The organism is Sphingobacterium sp. 40-24 (assembly GCF_001899705.1).
GTDB lineage: Bacteria > Bacteroidota > Bacteroidia > Sphingobacteriales > Sphingobacteriaceae > Sphingobacterium > Sphingobacterium multivorum.
In genome coordinates this window covers 227,691-249,039 of sequence record NZ_MKWH01000063.1, presented here as the reverse complement: position 1 = coordinate 249,039, position 21,349 = coordinate 227,691, and the positions used below count along the sequence as shown (strand labels likewise).

General features: G+C 37.4%; 19 protein-coding genes. 5 read left to right on the top strand and 14 right to left on the bottom strand.

Features of this window, described 5'->3' with window-relative positions:
- Positions 1-15: 15 nt before the first annotated feature.
- The 4 genes from BGP15_RS24530 to BGP15_RS24515 form a co-directional block, all read right to left on the bottom strand.
- Positions 16-1,371 carry a RagB/SusD family nutrient uptake outer membrane protein gene (locus tag BGP15_RS24530; protein ID WP_286770926.1) on the bottom strand — a complete coding sequence of 452 codons (1,356 nt, stop codon included), beginning with the start codon at positions 1,369-1,371 and terminating at the stop codon, positions 16-18.
- A gap of 9 nt (positions 1,372-1,380) precedes the next feature.
- A complete protein-coding gene (locus BGP15_RS24525; protein WP_286770925.1) occupies positions 1,381-4,920 on the bottom strand; it encodes a SusC/RagA family TonB-linked outer membrane protein in 3,540 nt (1,179 codons plus the stop codon).
- Positions 4,921-5,034: 114 nt separating this feature from the next.
- Positions 5,035-6,192 carry a FecR family protein gene (locus BGP15_RS24520; RefSeq protein ID WP_286770924.1) on the bottom strand — a complete coding sequence of 386 codons (1,158 nt, stop codon included), beginning with the start codon at positions 6,190-6,192 and terminating at the stop codon, positions 5,035-5,037.
- Between the two features lie 60 nt (positions 6,193-6,252).
- Entirely contained in the window at positions 6,253-6,834 is a 582-nt protein-coding gene (locus BGP15_RS24515; RefSeq protein WP_286770923.1) for an RNA polymerase sigma factor, read from the bottom strand.
- A 134-nt stretch (positions 6,835-6,968) separates the two neighbouring features.
- Between BGP15_RS24515 and BGP15_RS24510 the strand changes: the two genes are divergently transcribed.
- The gene (locus tag BGP15_RS24510; RefSeq protein ID WP_286770922.1) at positions 6,969-8,030 is read left to right on the top strand and encodes a hypothetical protein; all 1,062 of its coding nucleotides are present in this window, start codon (positions 6,969-6,971) and stop codon (positions 8,028-8,030) included.
- 72 nt (positions 8,031-8,102) lie between these two features.
- Here the strand turns inward: BGP15_RS24510 and BGP15_RS24505 are convergent, their stop codons facing one another.
- Positions 8,103-8,885 carry a trypsin-like serine peptidase gene (locus BGP15_RS24505; protein WP_286770921.1) on the bottom strand — a complete coding sequence of 261 codons (783 nt, stop codon included), beginning with the start codon at positions 8,883-8,885 and terminating at the stop codon, positions 8,103-8,105.
- 239 nt (positions 8,886-9,124) lie between these two features.
- Between BGP15_RS24505 and BGP15_RS24500 the strand changes: the two genes are divergently transcribed.
- From BGP15_RS24500 to BGP15_RS24490, 3 genes are read left to right on the top strand one after another with little or no spacing between them, the layout of a single operon-like run.
- Entirely contained in the window at positions 9,125-10,462 is a 1,338-nt protein-coding gene (locus tag BGP15_RS24500) for a hypothetical protein (RefSeq protein ID WP_286770920.1), read from the top strand.
- Positions 10,463-10,473: 11 nt separating this feature from the next.
- Entirely contained in the window at positions 10,474-10,872 is a 399-nt protein-coding gene (locus BGP15_RS24495) for a hypothetical protein (protein ID WP_286770919.1), read from the top strand.
- A gap of 25 nt (positions 10,873-10,897) precedes the next feature.
- On the top strand, positions 10,898-11,272 hold the full coding sequence (locus BGP15_RS24490) for a hypothetical protein (protein WP_286770918.1): 375 nt from the start codon (positions 10,898-10,900) through the stop codon (positions 11,270-11,272).
- Positions 11,273-11,578: 306 nt separating this feature from the next.
- Here BGP15_RS24490 and BGP15_RS24485 read toward each other — a convergent pair whose 3' ends face one another.
- Together BGP15_RS24485 and dinB are read right to left on the bottom strand one after the other, a co-directional pair.
- Complete coding sequence (locus BGP15_RS24485; RefSeq protein ID WP_286770917.1) at positions 11,579-14,626, bottom strand: DNA polymerase III subunit alpha; 3,048 nt, start codon at positions 14,624-14,626, stop codon at positions 11,579-11,581.
- A gap of 11 nt (positions 14,627-14,637) precedes the next feature.
- Positions 14,638-15,786 (bottom strand): DNA polymerase IV, encoded by a 1,149-nt coding sequence (gene dinB, locus BGP15_RS24480; protein WP_286770916.1) that lies wholly within the window; start codon positions 15,784-15,786, stop codon positions 14,638-14,640.
- Positions 15,787-15,865: 79 nt separating this feature from the next.
- Here dinB and BGP15_RS24475 point away from each other — a divergent pair, with 79 nt between their 5' ends.
- Complete coding sequence (locus BGP15_RS24475; RefSeq protein WP_286770915.1) at positions 15,866-16,639, top strand: XRE family transcriptional regulator; 774 nt, start codon at positions 15,866-15,868, stop codon at positions 16,637-16,639.
- A 4-nt stretch (positions 16,640-16,643) separates the two neighbouring features.
- On the opposite strand, the gene BGP15_RS24470 is transcribed toward BGP15_RS24475, so the two are convergent.
- The 7 genes from BGP15_RS24470 to BGP15_RS24440 all read right to left on the bottom strand — a co-directional run bounded on the left by BGP15_RS24470 (position 16,644) and on the right by BGP15_RS24440 (position 21,291).
- Complete coding sequence (locus BGP15_RS24470; protein WP_286770914.1) at positions 16,644-17,633, bottom strand: hypothetical protein; 990 nt, start codon at positions 17,631-17,633, stop codon at positions 16,644-16,646.
- A 417-nt stretch (positions 17,634-18,050) separates the two neighbouring features.
- Entirely contained in the window at positions 18,051-19,076 is a 1,026-nt protein-coding gene (locus tag BGP15_RS24465; RefSeq protein WP_286770913.1) for a hypothetical protein, read from the bottom strand.
- A gap of 26 nt (positions 19,077-19,102) precedes the next feature.
- On the bottom strand, positions 19,103-19,423 hold the full coding sequence (locus BGP15_RS24460; RefSeq protein WP_286770912.1) for a hypothetical protein: 321 nt from the start codon (positions 19,421-19,423) through the stop codon (positions 19,103-19,105).
- A gap of 25 nt (positions 19,424-19,448) precedes the next feature.
- Positions 19,449-20,216, bottom strand: coding sequence for a DUF2314 domain-containing protein (locus BGP15_RS24455; RefSeq protein WP_286770911.1), 768 nt, complete (start codon positions 20,214-20,216; stop codon positions 19,449-19,451).
- A gap of 98 nt (positions 20,217-20,314) precedes the next feature.
- Entirely contained in the window at positions 20,315-20,491 is a 177-nt protein-coding gene (locus BGP15_RS24450) for a hypothetical protein (protein ID WP_286770910.1), read from the bottom strand.
- 12 nt (positions 20,492-20,503) lie between these two features.
- Positions 20,504-20,770: a hypothetical protein gene (locus BGP15_RS24445; RefSeq protein WP_286770909.1), complete on the bottom strand. Its 267-nt coding sequence runs from the start codon at positions 20,768-20,770 to the stop codon at positions 20,504-20,506.
- Between the two features lie 11 nt (positions 20,771-20,781).
- Positions 20,782-21,291 (bottom strand): hypothetical protein, encoded by a 510-nt coding sequence (locus BGP15_RS24440; protein ID WP_286770908.1) that lies wholly within the window; start codon positions 21,289-21,291, stop codon positions 20,782-20,784.
- Between the last annotated feature and the right edge of the window lie 58 nt (positions 21,292-21,349).

Sequence of the window (21,349 nt, the reverse complement as noted above, 5' to 3'; positions counted from 1 at the left end):
GCAATTAGTTAATAGCTATTCAATTCCAGTAAAGCTTTTGATATATTGTGGAATTGGGAAAACATATTTAGGATCGTTTGCAGGCAATGTGAAAACGGTATTGCCAATTGTTCTGGTGAGTGTTCTCGAATATCGATTATCCTTATTTAACCTTTTCAGATCTTGCCAGCGTAGCCCTCTACCCAATAATTCTTTTCGCCTCTCATTAATAGTTAGGTCTAAAAGTTCTTTTGGGTCAGTAGCCGAAATAGTTTTATATGTACCAGATCTAAACCTATTTTCGAGTAATAAGTTTAGCGCATCTCGTGCGTCCGCGGTTCTATTTAAACGAGCATTACACTCAGCCTTCATTAGAATTATCTCATCTGTTGCAGTAGCAGTAAAAAGCTGGCCGCCTTGATAGCTACCTCGAAAAGAAGGTTTGCCATCATTGTTGATTCTAAAATACAGCGTTTTTCTTAGATCATTCTCATCATACATTCTAAAAAGCTCATTACTAATCCTTCCAACATAGAAATTCTCAGATTCTCTTCTCAATATTCCAATTATATGCATTTCTTTTGTTGACAGATTTAAAAATGGTCTGCTTGGTGCGGCGCTAACGTTATTATAGTTCTCAATATAACCGTGATATTTTAAACTAGAGTCGCAGGCATTTAAGGCTTCATTGTAATTGTCTGTAAAAAGATATGCTCGCGCTAGCAGCCCAAAAGAACCGCCCTTAGCAATAAATGTTTGGTTACTTTGAGTAGTAGGAAGTAAATTAGTGGCTTCTTTTAGATCCGAAATAATCCTTGAATAAGTTTGTTCAAGATTAGCTCGCACTATTTTTTCGCTAATATCAGAGTTAAGTTTTAATGGAATACCAAGATCGGATGACGCCGTGCTTTTGTCGTAATCATTACAAAAGGTCATTGCAAGATTAAGATGTGCTCTTGCTCTATGGTAAAGTGCTGTTCCTCTAATTCTATCAAATTGCTGCTTATTATTTTCGGTCCTTTCTATTTTTTCCACACCCTCTAAAACAATATTGCAGATTTGGATCTCTGCGTATGATAAATCCCACTCATCATATTCCCTATCGCCATATTTGGGCATCTCCATAGATTTCCACGTAATCATATCACGATCAACTCCAAAATAAAGAGAATTAAATTGATCAGATGTAAATTCATAATCGTCACATACGGTTTCAGATGCTCCCCTGCCATCAAGTCGTAAAAAGTTGGTATTTAGTAAAAGATCCATGTCATTCAAAGTTGTGGGAATAACAAGCTTAATGTTTTGTTTTTCTTCCAACCAGTCCTTACTACATGCTGTAAATAAGAATGTGACTACTAAAACAGAGTAAATTTTTGTTGTTAGTTTCATCGCTGCGCTCTATAAAGTACAAGTTAGTCCCAAAGCTATTGTTCTTATAGGCTTTGTAAATGGAAAATCTGGGTCGATATTATTCTTATTTGCCCTCCATAATAAGGTTACATTATTAATATATGCAAAAAGATTCATCGTACTTATATGAAGATTCCGAAGTATTTCCGGTTTAAAGGTATATCCCAATCGAATATCTTGCAATCTAATATGATCACCCTTGCTAACCAAAACTGACGAATTTCTATAATAGCTGTCCGCATTGATATTTCCTGGATAGATCATTGCTGGAACATTGGTGTTTTCTTCATCACCTGGGTTCTGCCAGCGGGCATAGTAATCCCCGTGTCCATAATAGGTTGAATATAAGCTTGAATACATTATAGAATTACGCCTAAAATAGTAATCAAATCGATAGGTGATATTGAAAGAAAGGTCAATACTTTTTAAATTAAAGGTATTACGTAAAGCTCCAAAATATTTCGGTAAAGCAGTGCCATGGAATACAAGGTTCTTTTCTGGATCATTCGTCAAATTTTGGATAATTTCATTATATGATGTAGATGGTTGACCATCCAAATATCCTTGTGGAAGACCACTGTTCGAGTTTAATCCGGCCCACGGATACGAGTAAACACTAAATATTGGTCTTCCTATCACGGGAGCATAATTTGAGGGAGAACGGTATGCACTTGTGTAAGCATCCTGCACAAAATTAGCCAAATTGGTTTGTTTCTGATATTTTACAATCTCATCCGCAGCATATGAAAAAATGGCAGTAGTGTTCCAAATGAAATCTTTTGCTACGATATTCTTGGAGTTCAATTCAATATCTATTCCGTGACCTTTCATATCAGCAACATTTCCTCGAAAAGTCGTGAAGCCAGAGGTAGGATCAATTTCACCATTACCGATCAAATCCGTTCCTTTCCGGCTAAAATATTCAATACTTCCAGCAAGTCTGCGATTTTTCAAACCAAAATCCAGAGCAATATTGACCATGCGGTTCTTTTCCCACCTTAAATCTTTGTTCGGAGGGCTAACAAGATTAGCATTTGGCAGCTGATTAAAACTATTGTAAGAAAGTCGTGCGGTAGTATAAGCAGTTACGGATCTATCAATGTTTCCGCTATATCCAAATGTTGATCGTAGACTTAATTCAGATAGCCAATCAATATTGTAAAATGCTTCCTTATGAATATTCCACTTTAATCCAGTGGACCACAAAGGTACCGATTTCTGATTTGTATTTACTCCAAATAGATTGGACTGATCAATTCTAGCACTTAATGAAAGAATATAACGCAGATCAAAATTATAAGCTCCGTTAAAATAATAAGAACGCAACCTTTCTAGTGTTTGGTTAAAATCATCTAAATAGGGGATTTTTTGGGTGTAACCTTTGCCATAAACTGGATAATCAATCAAATAATTTACAGCAATACTTGAACCTACATTGGGGTCAAAGCCATAGAGTCTATTTGAATTTGAATTCGACTTCACCTGCCTTGCTTCAAAACCAGCGATCGCATTAAATTGATGTTTTCCCCATTTTTGATCGTAGTTTAACTGGAATCGACCATTCAATGCAGTCAGTTCTGAGCTCGTATAATCTAGTATTCCCCCTAGAGGTAGATTTCTATTTACGGCACCATTGCTTATAACAGTATATCTGTTTATCAGATCTCGAACCATGTAGCTGTCCTGATCGTTGAAATTTCTTCTTTTTCCGAGTTGGTTTTCCCATTGGAACCTTGCCTCTGCTGACAATTGAGGCAAAAATATATATTTAATGCCGGTACTTAACCGAAACTCACTTTGCTTAAAATGATTATTTTGGTAATTTAGCTCATCTAGGGGTCGAAAATTCCAATCTAATAAGCCCAATTTTAACGCACTACTTTTAAAAATGTTACTATAATCCTTTGTAACTATGGCGGCACTTCCGTCTGCATTGACCAAGCTTGCATAAGGATACATTAGCTCCTGGCCCATATTGCTTAACATTGAAATTACGTTTGACGCGGATTGAGAGTTTTGATTGTAGGAAAGGCCCGCTGAAAGTTCTAGTTTTTCCATCGGACGGAAAACCTGATTGCTGTTGAGGCTCACCCGGTTAAAAGCATTACCTTTTTCCGAGTTTCGGTTTTTATCAAATCCCGCTGAGAAATAATAAGTGTATTTGTTGTTTCCTCCATTAAGGTTTAAGGCATACTGTTGCTTCAAACTATGTTGATAAAGATACTTACTCATATCTCTTCGCAGATCTCCGTTTCTGAGTGCATTGATCTGTGCATCTGCTTGCTGGAAACTGAGTAGCCCATTTTTCTGATCATTAAGAATACTTACAACAGGTGAATACGGACGATTGTCCCCAGTATTACTGATTATTGTATTGTAAAAACCTTTTTCAAAGAGCATTTTTTCAATATCAATGAAATCACTCGGTTTGATCTGAGGAATATAGTTCAGATCAGGCTTCTGTCCGATTGTGAGATTGGAGGTAAAACCTATATTCATCGGCTGGTCTGCTCGTCCTTTTTTAGTTTTTATGACGATCACACCATTACCAGCACGAACTCCCCAGATTGATGCCGCTGCTGCATCCTTCAAAATATCAATATCCTCGATATCGTTCGGATTGATATTGTTGATATCACCCTCATAAGGAAAATTGTCAACGACAATTAGCGGCTGATCGTTGCCAAAGATCGTTGCCTGTCCCCGAATTGTTAGCTTCGGAGATCCTGAACGCTCATCAAATAAAATAGATGGTGCAATACCTTTCAGCCTGCTGATCACATCTGTCGAAACCTGACGGTTAAAAGTCGCATTGTCAACCTTTGAAAAAGATCCTGTTGCCCTCTCTTTGGGAATGGACTGGTAACCACTGGCTACAACACTCACCTCTTCTATCCTATTGGAATTCGTAACAAGTACGATTCGTTCGGCGTTTTTTGCTGCAACCTCCATTCGTGCGTAGCCCAGATAGGATATCATCAGATCGGAACCAGAAAATTCACCGGGCAGTTCAAAAGATCCCGCACTGTCGGAAGTAACTGTAAAATTTGTTCCTTTTACCTGAATGGTTGCCCCCGCAAGTGGATTGCCACTTTCATCTACAACCCTCCCTTTAATTGTTTCCTTATTTTTTGAAGGGGATGTATTTCCGTTTGCTGGTTTTTCTTTTAAAATGATAATGCCGTCGGCGATCTTATAAGAGATCGGTTGGTCAGCAAACATCTTATTCAGTACCTCGGTAATGTTGGCATTTTTAAGGTTGATGGAAATTGGACCTGCTTTTTTTAATAGCTCTTCACTATAGGCAAAGTCATACTTTGTGCTCTTCCGTATTTCGGAAATCGCCTTTGAAAGTGGCGCTTTCTGCAGCGAAAGGCTGATCTGCTGTGCCTTAATAGCAGTACCGCTAGCAAGAAGCATAAAGAATAGGGTACTCTTTAAGCCTGCACGCAGCAATTTTTTCCTGCCCGAAAACATATCCGCCACCTGCGGTACGTTTTCCCTGTTGGAAAAATCATGTTTTTTCATAGATTTGTGTAGGGTTAATTATTAGTTGCTCGAAACTCTAGTATACAGACCCGATCGCCGGAGTGCGCTAACACTCCGGCATTATTTCAGGCCAACATATGAAACAGTAAATCTTTATTTCTTGATCTCAATCCTCCTTCCGCTCATTTTAAAATTTAAATCTGTAATTTCCCCAAGCGCGTAAAGTACGCTCGTCAATTTTTTATCCCGGCTAATCGTAGCATAGACTTTTGTACTCGGAACATTCTTATAATCCACATCGATATCGTACCATCGCTCCAGTTGCCGCAGAACCTCCGCCAGTTGAGCTCCTTTAAACTGGAATTCGTTCTCAGTCCATCCGATGAAAGACTCCGCATCAACTTTTTTCACGTCAATACCACCCAGCACAAATCTACCCTGCTCCCCAGGTTTCAGTCTTACTAACAACTCATTTTGTAGATTTCTCAGCTCAACACTTCCGCTAATAAGTGTTGTCCTTGAATATTCCTCGTTAGCATACGAATTGATATTGAACTTTGTTCCAAGAACCTTGACCCGCTGGCCTTTAGATTCAACAATAAATGGGCTTGAAGCATTATGCGTAACTTCAAAATAGCCTTCACCTTCAAGTTCAATCAGGCGTTCCGCACCTGCAAATTTTGTAGGATACTTAAGTTTGGATTCGGCATTCAGCCAAACGGTCGTTCCATCCGGTAGTACTGCTTTATATTGTCCTTTACGTGGTGTACTAAGCGTTGCAAATTGCATCTTTGACGATGAAACAGCTTTGCCATCCAGATAGGTTACACCACTGGCATCGCTCTTCACGGTCTTTCCTTCCAGACCAATGACCTGACCATCGTCGAAAGTCAATGTCGCCTGATCCTTACCCGGGTCAATGTCGGCCGTGGCCATATTGACGGTCTCAAGAACGGACTCTCTGGACTGATAATACCTGTATAGAATCAGGGTAATCGAAAAAAACAGGAATACGGCAGCAGCGGAGGTCCAAAAGACAACGCGCTTATAATGGGATTGGCGTTTCTTCAATACCCCATGTAATTTTTCAAGTTCCGAAGTAGTGCCGGCACCATCAAGCTCTCGCTTTAAAAGTTCCCGTGCAACATGCTCGTCGTCTTTCAGGTGTTCAAAGAAAGCACGGTTCTCACTGCTCTGACTGAGCCAGACCTCAACCGTCTTCTCTTCTAGAACGGTCAGATCCTCTCCTCTTAAAATCTTTGTCAGAAGGGGGACAATCTTTAACTCATCCAGAATACGTTGCTCATCCATCGGTTTCATTTTAAATAGAAACCCGAAAAGATATTGCCTTGTCCCAAAAAAGTTAAAAAATTATGAATAAATCATTAAAAGTGCGATTCCGGCACCTGAGAGGGATTTTTTTAGTAGCGAAAGCGCTCTTGATTTTTGGGTATTTATCGTACTGACAGGAATACCGAGCTCCTCGGATATTTCTTTTGGCGTATCACCGCCGACAAGCCTGCCCATAATGAGCCGGTATTGTTCCGGCAACAGATCAATCGCTCTGTAAAGCTCTTCATATACTTCAGTCTGAACAATACTATCCAGTACATTTTTTTCAAACTCATCATAGTTCTTCGAGTAAAGGTCAAACCGCTTTTGGTTCACTTTTTCCTTTTCAATCGCTTTGATGCAACTATTTCTTACGGATATGTAAAGGAAGGCCTTAACATTTGATAGGGTTTCAAATCCTTCCCTACGGTCATATAATTTCAGAAATATGTCCAGCACGATCTCCTTTGAAATTTCCATCCCGATATTCAGAAGTAACCGATCTGCAAAAAATACCAATGAAGAATGAAACATCGTGAAAATACGATCAAAAGCCAGTTTATCACCGCTTTGAAACTGGGAAAGCAGTGCCCTTTCGTCGATCACATTTCGGGATGTCATAATAGGGCAATTGGTAAATGATTAAGTAAAGTTAAGTATTGTTGTGTAATATCGAAAATTTAAAAAAAAATTCAAGCTCTTGTGATTGTGAATTCTTAACTTTAAGTAGCTATAACCTTTAAACTATTTTAAATATGAAAACCATTATTATGGCCATTTTTCTATTAATGGCTACAACCGAAATCACATCTGCTCAAGGAAAAGTAAGAATTTTCAATACAGACTTAGATGTTAAAGACATTATAGGTGCCACGAAAGTTGAACATCAAAAATGGAATTTGGAACTGAAGAAAGTTCTTGTCAGAAATAACGACTTTCCATACGAAACGATTGGAAGTTACAGAGATCATTTTACAAGCATCGAGCCGAATATGCTTTTTAATTATGTTGATAAAGCTTCTTATCCTTTGTTAGATGAAATAAATATGGAATACTATGAAAATGCCGCTCTTCCAAGAATGAAACGCAATAAAGATATCGTTGGAAGACCGGACTTCATTAAATTCTGTAGTGAATGGGAAAAACAAACAAAGTACGAAGACAAAAAGAGCCTTCTATTCAAAAATGAATTTATTGAAATTGGAAATCTGATTCAAAATGATCGGTTCTCGATAACCTCGGCACCGTTTCAACTAGAAAAAAAGGTTACAAAAAAATTCAGTTCGACCATTGAAGCCAACATAAAAGCAAATTTAAAAGCAAACAATATTGACGCTGATGCTACGCTCGTAAATTATCTTAGTTCACTTGTAAATTCCCAAACCTCTTACAACGGAGTTATGATGATTATAGAATTTCGTGATGATTACCTCGATAGACTCTCGCAGTCATTGAATGGTATATCTGAAAGTAAATTGGGAACAGACCGATTTGCAAGAGCACTTCTAGATTATGCTGCTCCAGGAAGCGAGCGTGCGGCAACCACCGGATTAGTGGTATTCAAATTGGATGGAAAAATAAATAAGACAAAATTGACAGAAGAAACTTTAAAAGCAGATCTCAAAACAAAATTTAATTCCTTGGGCTCAGATATGATAGGAAATATCTCGGCCTCAATCGGAATAGGATTCGTTAGTAAAGTCGAAAATATGTTCAGTGCGGAAATCAATAATACTTACGTTAAAAATTACCTAACCTCAAACCTCGTCGACAGGATAGAGATTAGTAAAGTACGGAAAGCCCTACTTAGTCAATAACATTTCTAAACACCAGATTTACACTTGCTAAATCTGGTGGTTATTGTTACGCTAAATGTTTTTTGTTGTAGATTACTGATTATCGGCAGCCAAACTGTAAGATTTTAACCATTCCTTAATTAAAACCGTATTTTCTTTGTCCAGCAAGGTCCCAGCATTGCCGAAAGTGTGAATACCTACCAAAATATTTTTACCACCATTTTTTACCCATATCGGTGAGCCACTATTTCCTCTATAGGTGTCTAAATTATGATTGAAGATCTTATTGCCAACAAAAGAGCATGTGTCTGTCTGAAAAGTAATAAAATCACCGTCATAACCATAATCCGGATCAGCGGGATAGCCTGCGACATTGAGCGTGTCTCCAACTTTTAAAGAATAGTGATCATCAAGTACAAAGCTATTTTTCTTTAGATCTTTAAAATTTGTAGATGGTAGAATGATAATGCCAAAATCATGTTTTATCCTATTACCACTGAGTTGGAAGAACGAATATTCGGGATGTGTTTTAATAGCGGCATCACATTCCTTTTCTCCTTTTATTTCCAATGTTCCGAAAGGAAATTCTTTATAATTTTTACCTGGTATAATCTCTATTGATGTTACTTTACTGCCTTTAACAGAATGAATATTGTGAGCAGCCGTCAGTATTATATTCGGTGTAATAAAGAAACCGGTTGATGCATTGGAACCATCTTTTTTCGGCCAGGTCCTGTCTCGGTAAATATTAAGGTAACAAATATTGTTGAAAGGATCTATTCTTGTATTGCTGATTTTTTCCAGTTTTGAAGGTAATTGTCCAAAACCATAAAAGCTGGTAAGCAATAATAACAGGATTGCTATTGACTTTTTCATAATTAATTAGTTTTTAATGGGCTATGAATAAAGTTACAATATTTCAATAATAAAAAACATAGATCAAGCTCAAAAAATACTGCAATTATCTATTTGAATGACAAAGCCCATAGTCATGTCTAAAAACTATTCAATTTTTTGCCTTTTGTCAAAAGATTTAAATTTTTATAGGCTTAATTTAGTTTCAATAGTTCATAAGACAAAGAAACACAGCGACACTAACCTTTAAACCACATAAAATGTTAACAAAAATTTTCAGAAACTTAGTTTATGCAGTATTCACAATCATGCTGCTACAGTCATGTGAAAGGGATATTGAAACATATCCGCAAACCGACGAAACCTCGGTAGCCAAAAAATGGTATGAAGACAACGGGAAGCCTTTTCCCTTAGATTGGTCAAAATCACAGCTTATAAAGATTGACAATGAGAATACAACGCTTGTTGTCCCCTTGGAAAACGGCACAAACCTAGGACCGGATAATTCGATGCAACAAAACATGATATTTACTATTGAAGGAAATAAAATAGCCGATGCCAATAAAGTGAACGTTCTTTCAGATACACGTACTGCGGTTCAATTCTCACAAGAAGCCATTACTAATTTCGTAAAAAAACAAGTGTATAGAAGTCAGGAACTGGGAAAAGTATATTATTTGGTATATGATCTCAACGATACCTTGTTATACAGCCAATCACTTGACTCAAGTGGGCTGACAAAGGTAAACCTTCAATTGAGGACTAAGGATGCCGATACCAAAGTAAACAAAAGTAGCAGCAAACATAACTCCAGTAAAAATATACCAGTTGTATGCAGCGAGTGGTATTTGGTACAGTATTTTGATGATGGCACCGAATATTGGACTTATCTATATACAACGTGCAGCGGTACCGCAACCGGAGGTGGTGGCGGCGGCGGCGGCGGTGGCGGTAGTCATGGAGGTGGAAGTGGTGCACCTGCCTCAACTTATTACGAAGCTCCGACTGAACCAATTAATATTCAGGAGGTTTTAAATTGTTTCAATAATATTCCTTCCAATGCACAAACCACCTACAAGGTTACGATCCATAGCCATTTAGCCAATCCTAGTAATGCTTATCAGGTTTATAATGTTTCAGACAACGATCCTGGACATGCATATATAACTATGCAAAAAACCAACGGATCTGCAACCCGTTCGCTGACTTTTGGTTTTTATCCTAGTGCTGGTAGTTGGATGACCGCAATTAAAGATGCGGAAAACTCTGCAATTGGACAGGAAAACCCCCAAACCCGCAGAAGCGACGGTAGCTATACAATAAGTGTTTCTGAGGCCGCATTTAATAACGCACGAAATATTGCCTTAACAAGCGCCGCAAAAAAGTACGACCTCAATGATTTTAACTGTACAAATTATGCCATAGGAGTTTTTAATGCCGCAATGGGCGGTACGGGATTGCAAGTACCTAATAGTCCTATTGGTTATAAAACGCCCTCAAGCCTATATCTCCGGTTAAGTGATATGAAGACCGGAGGAACTGCTGGTATTTCCCTTACACCAAGTATGGCTCCTACCAGTACCACACCTTGCAACTAAACAAAAAAGATATGAAGAAGAAAACAATGACGATGCTGAGGAAAACAATTATTGTAGTGCTGGGCACTATGCTATTACTTCCCAATATGCCTTTTATTGGGAAGGATATTCATCACTGGTTAGATGAGGGATATTTTAGGTATTCCAATTTAGATGGATCATATATGATAACACAAGATTTTGATTTTAAAAGTCCTGGATTCTCAACCTTTGGTTTTGAATATTTCGTAAAGAACACTTCACCTGCAAAAGAAAACCGGAAACTTTATAGATTGTACAAGATTAATCCGCTGTGTTTTTGGCGGTGGAGCTATTACCTCCGGCATAGTATCCATTTAGATTATATGGACCCATGTGTAATTGAACAAAATGTGGAAAAGAAAAAGGCCGATACCACTAAAGTAATGTAGCATTAGGTCTTGTTTGGTCAAGGATATGAAAAAAAAAATTATTATAGGAATTGTACTATCTGTACTGGTGATACCCAATACACCGGTTATAGGTACGGAGATATTGAAGGCCATTGATGGTGACCATTTTCGATATGCTAATGCAAACGCTTCCTTTACCGGTATAGAATACATGGATGTTTTTCACCCTTGGATGAGCAAGTGGGTAACTTATGGATTTATCGAGGCCACGAGACCGCAAATGGCCAATATGGAAATTTTTAGACTGTATAGAATCAGCCTATTGTGTTTCTGGCGTTGGCGCTATTATTTAACTGTAAGCAGATATTTCGCGTATCGGGAAAAAATAAGGACAAACAGGGTTTCTTTTAAACCATCTAATAAATGGCAGGATTTCTGATTTTCGATAAAAAGTCTTCAAGGAATACTATAAACTCCCATATAATGGGAGTTTTTTTTGAATACATCCATAAAAAAACGCATCTTTAAAAGATGCGTTTAAAAACTAATAACCATGAAACGTATTAAAACTGTAAGCAGCCTAATACGTATGTTTGAAATATATTATATTTTTAATATTGGCAAATTACATTGACTTTTAATCGAGATAAGATTCTCAATTTTCAGTTGCAAATTTAAGCATTAATTTCAGATCTGCCTACGGATTCCCGTAATCTCATTAACTCATTTTCCTTAGTGATAGCACTTAAAACATCTTTTTTCTAGGAAGACCAATTTCACTTTCCTGTGGATAAGGAGCACGGAAAGTCATACTGACATCTTCTTTGATCCGTTGCTGTGCCTCATATTTCTTTTCCTCATCGTGCGAATACCTTGGATCAGCAATAAATGGCATCTTTGCCATCTTGCTGATGGTGATCGTCGGAAAATGAAAATCGACTTCCACAATACCCAATAAAAGATAGCATCCCCCACCCTGAAAAGGATACTTTTCAAGGCAGTCCGGAAAATGGGCTGTGTCAAAATAATTCCCCTCGACATCTATCCACGTTCCAAAGAACATTGTCCCCCGCTTGGTCGGAACATGTTTCCTTGAAATAAGGTACGCTAGCATCTTGACTTCCTTTTTATGATAGGCAGTCAGATCTTTGGCCATGACAGTTCCCCTATATTTTGTCTGTAAAAGATCGAAAGGTGTACAGGATACCGGAAAACTTAAAATCTCGATTTCATCGAAGGCATCCTCAAACACATTTCTTTTTAACTCCGGAAATTTGTATTCCTTGATCGGTTCTTCAAAAAGAGTCTGAAATCTTTTCTCCGGTTTAAAATCCCCCAGTAGAATGCGCGCTTTGAGCAATAGTTCATTCTTTGGAACACCTGAAAAACGAAATGCTCCGATAAAGATCAACGTCTGCAAAGTCTCAATACCAATTGGAACCCTCTTGATGAAATCTTCCATTGACCTATACTCCCCATTTGCCTTTCTTTCCTTTGGTATCAACTGAGCAAGTTTCGATTCAACTTTTTCAAGTAGCATCAGTCCCAAATATATTTTCTCTCCATAAATCGTTGTTTCGTACTCGCTTTTATTGACACATGGATTCAATATAACACCCCCTGACATCCTTGCCTCATGTACATAGACCTCTGTCCTATAGAAACCGCCCATATTATTTATCGCCGAAACCATAAACTCCAATGGATAATAAACTTTCAGGTACAGCGATTGATAACTCTCTACTGCATAAGAAGCTGAGTGAGCCTTACAGAATGAATATCCTGCAAAAGATTCAATCTGTCGGTAAATTTCTTTACTCAGCTGCTCAGGATGCCCCTGTTCTCTACAAGATGCAAAAAAATCGTCCTTAACTTTTTGAAGTGCACTTAATGACCTACCTTTTCCGCTCATTGCTCTTCGCAGAATATCCCCGTCAGCAGCAGAAACCCCTCCATAATGTAATGCGATCTTGATCACGTCTTCCTGGTACACCATAATGCCATAGGTCTCCCCTAACTGCTTCTCAAAAACAGGATGAAAATATTCAAACTTGTCTGGATTATTGTGTCTAAAGATGTATTCCCGCATCATGCCCGATTGGGCAACTCCAGGTCTGATGATAGATGATGCCGCAACCAAAACCTTATAATTATCGCATTTTAACCTTCTGAGCAAACCGCGCATAGCTGGCGACTCAATATAAAAACAGCCTATGGTTCTGCCCTGACTTAAGTATTCATTGCATTTTTGTTCATCTTTGGAAATAGTAGTGTCTTTTATATTGACTTTAATTCCCCTTTTTTCTTCCAGTAGTCTTACGGTATCGTTAATCGTACCAAGCCCTCTTTGTGATAAAATATCAAATTTTTCAAAACCGACCTCTTCAGCAACATGCATATCCCATTGTACAATGGGAAATCCCTTCGGTGGTAACTCAAGGGCTGTAAAATTTGTCAGCGGTTCCTCGGAAATAATAATCCCGCAAGAATGCATACTCCGCTGGTTGGGAAATTTTTCAAGCAGCTTCCCATACTTCTGCACCTGCTTTACTATATCGTCCCGAAATACTCGCTCTGGATATTTGCTGAGCTCGTCAAGCTCCTCCTTGGGAAGTCCAAATGCTTTGCCTACTTCCCGAATGATCGAACGGTATTTAAACTCTACATTAGTACCGCAGAAGGCAACATACTCTTTACCGTATCTATTGAAAATATAATCCAAAATGATATCTCTTTCCTGCCATGACCAATCAATATCAAAGTCAGGCGGACTTTTTCGGTTCAGGTTAAGGAACCGCTCAAAATATAGGTCAAGCTCAATCGGACAGATATCTGTAATGCCGAGGCAATAAGCGACTATCGAGTTCGCTCCACTTCCCCTACCTACGTGCATAAAACCCATGCTATTGCTATATCGAATGATATCCCAGGTGATAAGAAAATAACCGCTAAAGTTCAATTCGTCGATGACCTTTAGCTCTTTCTCAATCCGCTGTTTTGCCTGCTCATGATTTCTACCGTACCGTCTTTCCAATCCTGCATAAGCTAAACGGGTCAGAAGTTTAAGGTCGTCAGCTTTGGTTCCTGTATAATGCTTCCTATTTCTTGGTGTAGAAAAAGCAAATTCAAAATTGCACTGTGACAGTAATTTTTGCGTATTTTCAATTATCTCCGGATAATGACGATAGATTTCACATACTGACTGAATAGACCGCAAATATTCCGATTTTCGGCACACTTCTTTTTCCGGAAGTTTGGAAAGAAGTAAATTGTTATCAATGGCACGTAAGATCCTATGAAGATTATATTCCTTCTTTGTGCTAAATGTAACCGGGCAGAGAACAACCATTTTTGATATTAGCCTTTTTAATTCATGTCGTATCAACAGATTGAGTTCATCCTCACGGATTCCGATATATTCATTTTCACGAAGATTTTTAGGGAAATTATCCAAAGGATAAATAATAAAATTGTCGTTTAGATCCGGCTGTAACGGTAAATCGACCCCATCACAATTATATGACGTAAGCATTCTGTTTACTTCTGACAGTCCTCTAAAGTCCTTAGCAATTGTTATATAGTACAGTTCACTACCTTTACGCACTTCCACTCCTACAACCGGACGAATATTATTTCTTTCACATTTCTTTTTAAATTCGTAGATACCGGTTACCGTATTTATATCGGTTAGAACAAGTTCCTCTATTCCCAGAGCTAATGCCTGCGAAATAAGATCATCTATGGAAAGCGTTCCATAACGAAGGCTGTGAAAGGAATGGCAGTTTAAAAACATACTTGCACATGCTAGCGTGAAAAATTAAAACCTACAGCACGACCTACTGCATCTTTACCAAAACGGTTTTTGATGTTGTCCATCGCCTGATATAAACTGATCAGTTCAGCATTGTCCTCAAAAAGATTCATCTGGTAGCTACCGTGAACGAGATCCGTAAATCTTAAGCCCACTAAACGGAGCCGCATACGTCTCGTATAAATCTTATCAAAAAGTTCCAGCGCAACCCGCGCCAATGTATGGTCAGAAGAAGTATAGCTCACCCGGCATTGCTTGGACTCCGTATCAAAGTTGGAGTATCTGATCTTGATCACAACTGTAGAAGTAAGCCACTTTTCCTGACGGAGCTGATGGGCAAGCTGCTCTGCCATACCCGATATCAGGCTTTTTACCTCAAAAACATCCATCGTATCACTGCTAAAAGTTCTCTCTTTTGAAATTGACTTTCTTTCGGAATAAGGTATAACAGGGGTCTCGTCAATACCATTCGCTTTTTTCCAGAGATCAATACCATTTTTTCCTATCATTTGCTGTAAGACATCGACAGGCATTTCTGAAAGTGTACCGATAGTCCTGATACCTACTCTTGAAAACAATTGAAAAGTTGCATTCCCTACCATTGGCATTTTTCTAATCGACAATGGATTTAAAAATGACTGAACACCAAATGAAGGTATCTCTCGATGTCCGTGAGGCTTTGACTCGCCAGTCCCGATCTTACTTACAGTTTTATTCGTCGATAGTGCATAACTGATAGGTAAACCTGTTTCCTTCTCGATCTTGGCTCCGAGTTCATTGGTCCATTTATAAGCTCCGAAAAACCTGTCCATCCCAGTTAGATCTAGATAAAACTCATCGATTGAAGCTTTTTCCATTACCGGGGCACTTTCCTCGATCACCTCAGTGACCATATGTGACATCTTGGAATACAGTTCCATATCACCCTTAACAACTTTTGCCTGCGGGCAGAGACGAAGCGCCATTTTCATGGGCATAGCTGACCGTACTCCGAACGTTCTTGCTTCATAACTACATGAAGAAACAACCCCCCTGTCGCCTCCACCGATGATCAGTGGAATCCGGTCTAAACTGGAATTAACCAATCTTTCGCAGGACACAAAAAATGTATCCAGGTCCAAATGCACTATCGATCGCTCCATATTTTTACTAATTTATTTAGCAAAATTGTGACTATTTTTCACAAATATTCATACATTTTTTGTGAAAAATATTCACAAAATGTCAACACGCTCTATTTTAGCTGATAACATAAGGTATTTAAGGATGCAGCAGATACCGGAACTCTCGCAACAGCAGATTGCCGACAGGCTGTTTGTGACAAGAGTCTCTTATGCAAAATATGAGACCGCAAAAGCTTCGCCCCCCCTTGAAGTTTTGTTAGCGATCTCAAGATATTACCACATCAGTACAGATCTGCTGCTGACTGTAGATCTAAGAAAATATAAGCTGCAGGAAATGCTTAACCTTCCGGATAATAGAATCCTGCTACCCATAAAAACTGATTCATTAGGAGAAAATAAAATAGAAATAATACCCTATAAAGCCTCAATGGGTTACCTGTCAGGATATGCTGATCCAGAATATATTGAAAGTCTGCAAACAATGTCACTACCATTCCTACATAATGGAAAATATAGAGCTTTTCCAGCAGTAGGCGACTCAATGCCTCCCTATCAGGATGGCACTTACATTGTCGGAAAATACGTTGAAAGTATTCAAGATATCAGTGTAGGCAAAACGCATGTACTAGTAACCCGCACAGGATTTACTTTCAAACGCATTGAAACTATCAACGACAGTTCCATTACCGTAAAATCTGACAACACATTTTATGATAGTTACGATATTTCATTTGCCGACCTTTGGGAGATTTGGCAATATGCTGGCAGCTTTTCATCTAAAGAACAGGAAATAATTGACTTCGCTGGAGATGACATAAAATCAATGCTGATAAAATTGATGCAAGAGGTAAGGGAATTAAAAGCCCGATAAATACTTAATCAACATCTTTTTTATCAATGATACTTTCATAAAATTCATTTAGCTTTTTCACCAGGGCTTTAAATACCTCCAGATCAGTTGCAGTCTCCTGGAGACCCAACCTTTGTTTGCACGAATTATACCGTTTCACAAAACTGGAATCACTTAGGTGCCCATGTAATTGTCTCAAATCATTCAGCACAAATAGAGGTGCAATCAATGTTTCTGCGTCACTTTTCAAAAGCACTCTCTCAATGAACAATGATAAAAGCTTTAAACTGCCTAACTTTCTACCCTCTTTATTTACTAAATCTTTATCAGCTAAACCAGATTTTTTTAAGATTTCTCTTAGCGATTGATCTTGAATATTCTCTACAAGATATTTATTTAAACTGAGAAACGCAGAAAATACCTGCTCCCTTTCTTCCATTATGGGGGGCTTATAATATTCAGATAACTTGGTGACATCAACTTTGGTGAGATCTATTCCAAATTTATCTCTAATTTCAGAATTGAATTGATTTTTTAAATAAAATAAGCGTGTTTCGTTATCAGAATTCTGAAAAGCATCATTTGGAGAATATGGATTCTGACTTAAATAAAATTTTGAAAAAACTTCATGATCGGACGGAACGTTTGAGGCTTGAAATCGTTTCAGATGGGGCTTCATATCTTCATCCCTGAAATCTTCATCAAGATCACCAAGCCATTTAAACAATTTTCCATTTCTGTTAATTCCAAATCCCCAACTAAATAATGGTTCTCCCTTAAAATATATATTACAGGAAGAAAACGAGGTAAATTTTACTGTGTAATCAGGATGGCCATTATAATAAATCAAAAGATCCTTATCGAAGAAAATCGGAGTCAAATATCCATCATCCTCCGGACGATATAATCCTGGAATTATATAGTAATCTAAAGGATCATATTGAAATCCCAAATGATCATATCGTTTAAATCTCTTTTCTGAATCCAGCTTTGAAAAAACGTATTTCAAAGGCATGTCAAAAAAAACTCCCCTTCCTTTATTTCGTCGATCATTTCATCTCTAAACTTCATGAAATTATCACCGGGAAGAATACTTTCCCTGTCACCGCAGCTCTTACATAAATAAAAAGGTATTTTGATTCCGAAACCTTTCTTATTATCTGCATCATTGAAGTTTACCCCGGCAAATTCAATAAATCTATAATCCCCACATTTTTTACATTTAAGCGGATGTACCATACCTAAAATTTTAAAGTTTTTGTCGAATCTTTCTTAACAATGACGATTTGTAATTCAGCTAGCTTCACAGTTTTGCAAAGAAGCCGATCCTAATTAGCTATACCCAAATATAAAGAAATTGAACACACGATAGACAACTTCATTCTTTGCAAAATCAAACCTAAGTCAACATAAATAATAAACCTCTGGAAGATTATCGTTTTAACCTAACGTCTTCATATTTTTTTCTTTCCGTCTTAAGAGAAACGAGCCATTCCAGATACATCCCTTCAGGCATATTTCTATACCCAATCTTGTGAATATAATTGTACTCTTTGTTCAATGACGAAAGAAGTTCCTTTGCTTTTGGATCAGATTTTTCCATTTTCAAATATTGTTCCTTGTGAGTTTCTGCCCGCAATAGTAATGCTGTTATTAAATTTGGACTGACTTTCAAGGCCCTTTCAGCACACTTTAGCGCAAAGCTCCCGTCACTTTCAGGAAAAGACCGTTTATAAGCATTCGCCAGATCGACTAAACATAAACCGAGGCTTTCGCGGTTATCTAATGCTTTCATATAAATTCCATTTTCAATGGCATTTAAGTGAATAAATCCCGATGCCATCAACCAGGCGTCCTGCGGAAAGATACCGCTGGTTAATTCTGTATTATACCAGCCAATGGATTTTATATTATGTTTGATATAAATATGGTTTGGTGCCAGCGCAAGATTTGCTTCAACGCCGATTTCCTCCGCAAGAATTTTATAGAGGTATGGTAATGAATTACAATTTCCTCTCTGCGTAGTTACCAGCTTTGAAACAAAAAGGCTTGTCAGATCTTTGTGTCCGAAGACATCTTCAAAATCGTATGTAAATGGTTTATAGTGTACCGTATCTTGATCGATTAAAATAGGTGTCTCTTCACATATAACTGAAAAAATCGACGCATATTTACTAACTTTATCTTTATCTGTTTCATTATAAGTAAGCTCCCGATTTCGAAGAATAGTTTTACAGAAATTTGCCATAAATTTTATTTTCCTGTTTACTTCAACCGTATCTAACTTACCTTGATAATATGCATTCTCCGTAGTCAGGACAGCCACTTTAAAACTATATTTCTGCTTATCATTGAGCATATTATCAATAGTTAAATATGCTTCATCATAAAATCGGTTCTCCTGCGATTTCACCAAACCGCCAATGAAAAAAAATAAAGAGATATAAAAGTATTTCATAATTAGGTCCCCAAAAAAGGGTGTATTTAATTGTTCTGATTATCCAGATGATCAATGATATCGATCACCAGTATATCATCGGTTTTCCGGCCATATTGTGAAAGGAAGTGATCTATTAAGAAACAAAGCTGGTTAAGTGAGCAAAGACGTTCGAACCATATTTGTTCTTCTTTAAGTAATCCCGCCTTATCATTTCGAGATCGAAAAAATTTATAATCTGCATCAGTACTCACCGTGAATTCTGCATACAGAATAATGTTCTCATAGTCGGTATTGCTCAGGTCACCACTAAGCAGTTCATTGATTGTATTCGTCCTTACCGCCTTAATAATTTTATCTAATTTCATGGTTATGCACTTTTCATAATAGTTTTCAGTCAATTAGATTCAGTACTTTCCAGCCATCATCTTTTATAAAACCTACCCAAAATTTATTACTTACCGTTGAGCCATCTTGAAATATTATCCTTTCCTCAATCAACTGCTGCCCTGCCCGACTATCAAGCAATGTAAATACCCTTTCTATGTTTTCGAAATTTGGAAATCCATTCCTTTCAAGATCTTCTAATAATGATATTTTAAGAACGGTTTTAATTTTTGAATGTATGTCCTTGCTAAATTCCAAATTGCTTTCAAGCAGAACATTTTCAGCTTCCATACTAAAATCCTTACATGAAAGAACACCTTCTATATTTTTTTCACTGTAAAAATTCTCAAGTGCAATAATTGCCCCTTCCGCAGTTGAACGGTCTGCCTTAAATAAATCATTTCCAAGATCAATCCGAAATCCACAGTGTATCTCGAAATCAACCTTTTTATCTTCCGACAATGTTTCATTGTAATATCGAATTGTATAACCTCCAATCAACCGCTGATCCACAATTAACATCCAATCTATAGCCTCAATAATCAAAATACTATGGACCTCGTTGTTTTCTGGCAACACGCCGTGGTAACGGCCGTTCTCAACTCTGACATTTTCCAACCACACAAAAATTTCGTTCTTATTCTTAAATTTAATGGCCGAATAACCGCAATAACCATCACCAATTATTTCATTGAAATACCAAATTGTGTTTTTTGCCTTATATAATAAGTAGAGATAATCGTCATTTATCTCGAATTCTAAGAAATTTTTCATTTAGTGGGTCAAACTAGGCGGGTGTTAAATTCTTGTATTAAGATGCCTAAAAAAGCTCCTAACACTCTAAGTTTTTACAAGATGTATACAGTTTTTTATTACTTTACAGCAATCTGCCATCCATCAAAAACACTACTATTCTTTTCTGCTATTTTAGACATATCTTTTGCCCATCCAACAACTGCCTCTTCGTTAATTGAGACAGGCATTGTGTAACCAATCACGGCAAAACCCTTTTTATCATGGATCTGCCTATATCCAGCCGTATACCCCATTAGTTCTAAGTATTAATTTAATTTCTTTGCATTTTCCGCACTTGAACATATAAAGAAGAATTCAATTTTATGTTTTGAATTTCTTTCAATTCCATTTTTGTACAAATCAATAACCGCCTTTCTATCTAACTCCTCTATGGCCTTTTCGTCATCAGAATACGTCGACTCAATAATCTTGTAGTCTACAACAGAAGACGAATCAACAATCACTTTGTCTGTCTTCTTATCGCAAGAAAGACTAATTGCAAGAACAAATAATACAATTAATACTCTAATCATCTCTGCGCTTTTTAAGAAAGGTCTGGATAAACGAAATTATATTTTCCAATCTTGATTCTTTCTACGATAGCAAATGGGGGAATTACAATTCCTACCTCCGCGTTGGTATTCTCCCCTACCAATTTACCTACCTTTGTGAAATCTTTATCATTAATTTTCCACACATACCAGTTTTCGGAAACCTTTATAGGTTCTTCACCGACTTTTTTGCCATAATCATTCGTATCTCTAAATAGAATATTGTCTATGGCAGGATAGACAGTACTTTTTCCCACCTGCGTAAACAAAGCTTGTTTTACTCCGATATTAATCATTGTATGTGCATGAAAGTCAATCTCTCCAGCTGTTACTTCCGCAAAATCAGGAATTTCATCACTTGGATATTCTCTTTTGAAGGAACGGATAACGTCACTATTTAATTGGGTTAAATCGTTTGCTATATATTGAAAATATTTCTTTTTCCCATTATCCAATGTTACTGAAAACATATCACCGATCTCCGTTTTAACTCTTTTTGCCATTAATAATAGTAGTATTGTTAATGTTAATTTGAAAACCAAACAATATCAATTTCTTGAG

Bases quoted from the DNA above. Each gene is read 5' to 3' on its own strand.
- BGP15_RS24530 (WP_286770926.1), bottom strand. From the start codon at position 1,371: ATGAAACTAACAACAAAAATTTACTCTGTTTTAGTAGTCACATTCTTA.
- BGP15_RS24525 (WP_286770925.1), bottom strand. From the start codon at position 4,920: ATGAAAAAACATGATTTTTCCAACAGGGAAAACGTACCGCAGGTGGCG.
- BGP15_RS24520 (WP_286770924.1), bottom strand. From the start codon at position 6,192: ATGGATGAGCAACGTATTCTGGATGAGTTAAAGATTGTCCCCCTTCTG.
- BGP15_RS24515 (WP_286770923.1), bottom strand. From the start codon at position 6,834: ATGACATCCCGAAATGTGATCGACGAAAGGGCACTGCTTTCCCAGTTT.
- BGP15_RS24510 (WP_286770922.1), top strand. From the start codon at position 6,969: ATGAAAACCATTATTATGGCCATTTTTCTATTAATGGCTACAACCGAA.
- BGP15_RS24505 (WP_286770921.1), bottom strand. From the start codon at position 8,885: ATGAAAAAGTCAATAGCAATCCTGTTATTATTGCTTACCAGCTTTTAT.
- BGP15_RS24500 (WP_286770920.1), top strand. From the start codon at position 9,125: ATGTTAACAAAAATTTTCAGAAACTTAGTTTATGCAGTATTCACAATC.
- BGP15_RS24495 (WP_286770919.1), top strand. From the start codon at position 10,474: ATGAAGAAGAAAACAATGACGATGCTGAGGAAAACAATTATTGTAGTG.
- BGP15_RS24490 (WP_286770918.1), top strand. From the start codon at position 10,898: ATGAAAAAAAAAATTATTATAGGAATTGTACTATCTGTACTGGTGATA.
- BGP15_RS24485 (WP_286770917.1), bottom strand. From the start codon at position 14,626: ATGTTTTTAAACTGCCATTCCTTTCACAGCCTTCGTTATGGAACGCTT.
- dinB (WP_286770916.1), bottom strand. From the start codon at position 15,786: ATGGAGCGATCGATAGTGCATTTGGACCTGGATACATTTTTTGTGTCC.
- BGP15_RS24475 (WP_286770915.1), top strand. From the start codon at position 15,866: ATGTCAACACGCTCTATTTTAGCTGATAACATAAGGTATTTAAGGATG.
- BGP15_RS24470 (WP_286770914.1), bottom strand. From the start codon at position 17,633: ATGCCTTTGAAATACGTTTTTTCAAAGCTGGATTCAGAAAAGAGATTT.
- BGP15_RS24465 (WP_286770913.1), bottom strand. From the start codon at position 19,076: ATGAAATACTTTTATATCTCTTTATTTTTTTTCATTGGCGGTTTGGTG.
- BGP15_RS24460 (WP_286770912.1), bottom strand. From the start codon at position 19,423: ATGAAATTAGATAAAATTATTAAGGCGGTAAGGACGAATACAATCAAT.
- BGP15_RS24455 (WP_286770911.1), bottom strand. From the start codon at position 20,216: ATGAAAAATTTCTTAGAATTCGAGATAAATGACGATTATCTCTACTTA.
- BGP15_RS24450 (WP_286770910.1), bottom strand. From the start codon at position 20,491: ATGGGGTATACGGCTGGATATAGGCAGATCCATGATAAAAAGGGTTTT.
- BGP15_RS24445 (WP_286770909.1), bottom strand. From the start codon at position 20,770: ATGATTAGAGTATTAATTGTATTATTTGTTCTTGCAATTAGTCTTTCT.
- BGP15_RS24440 (WP_286770908.1), bottom strand. From the start codon at position 21,291: ATGGCAAAAAGAGTTAAAACGGAGATCGGTGATATGTTTTCAGTAACA.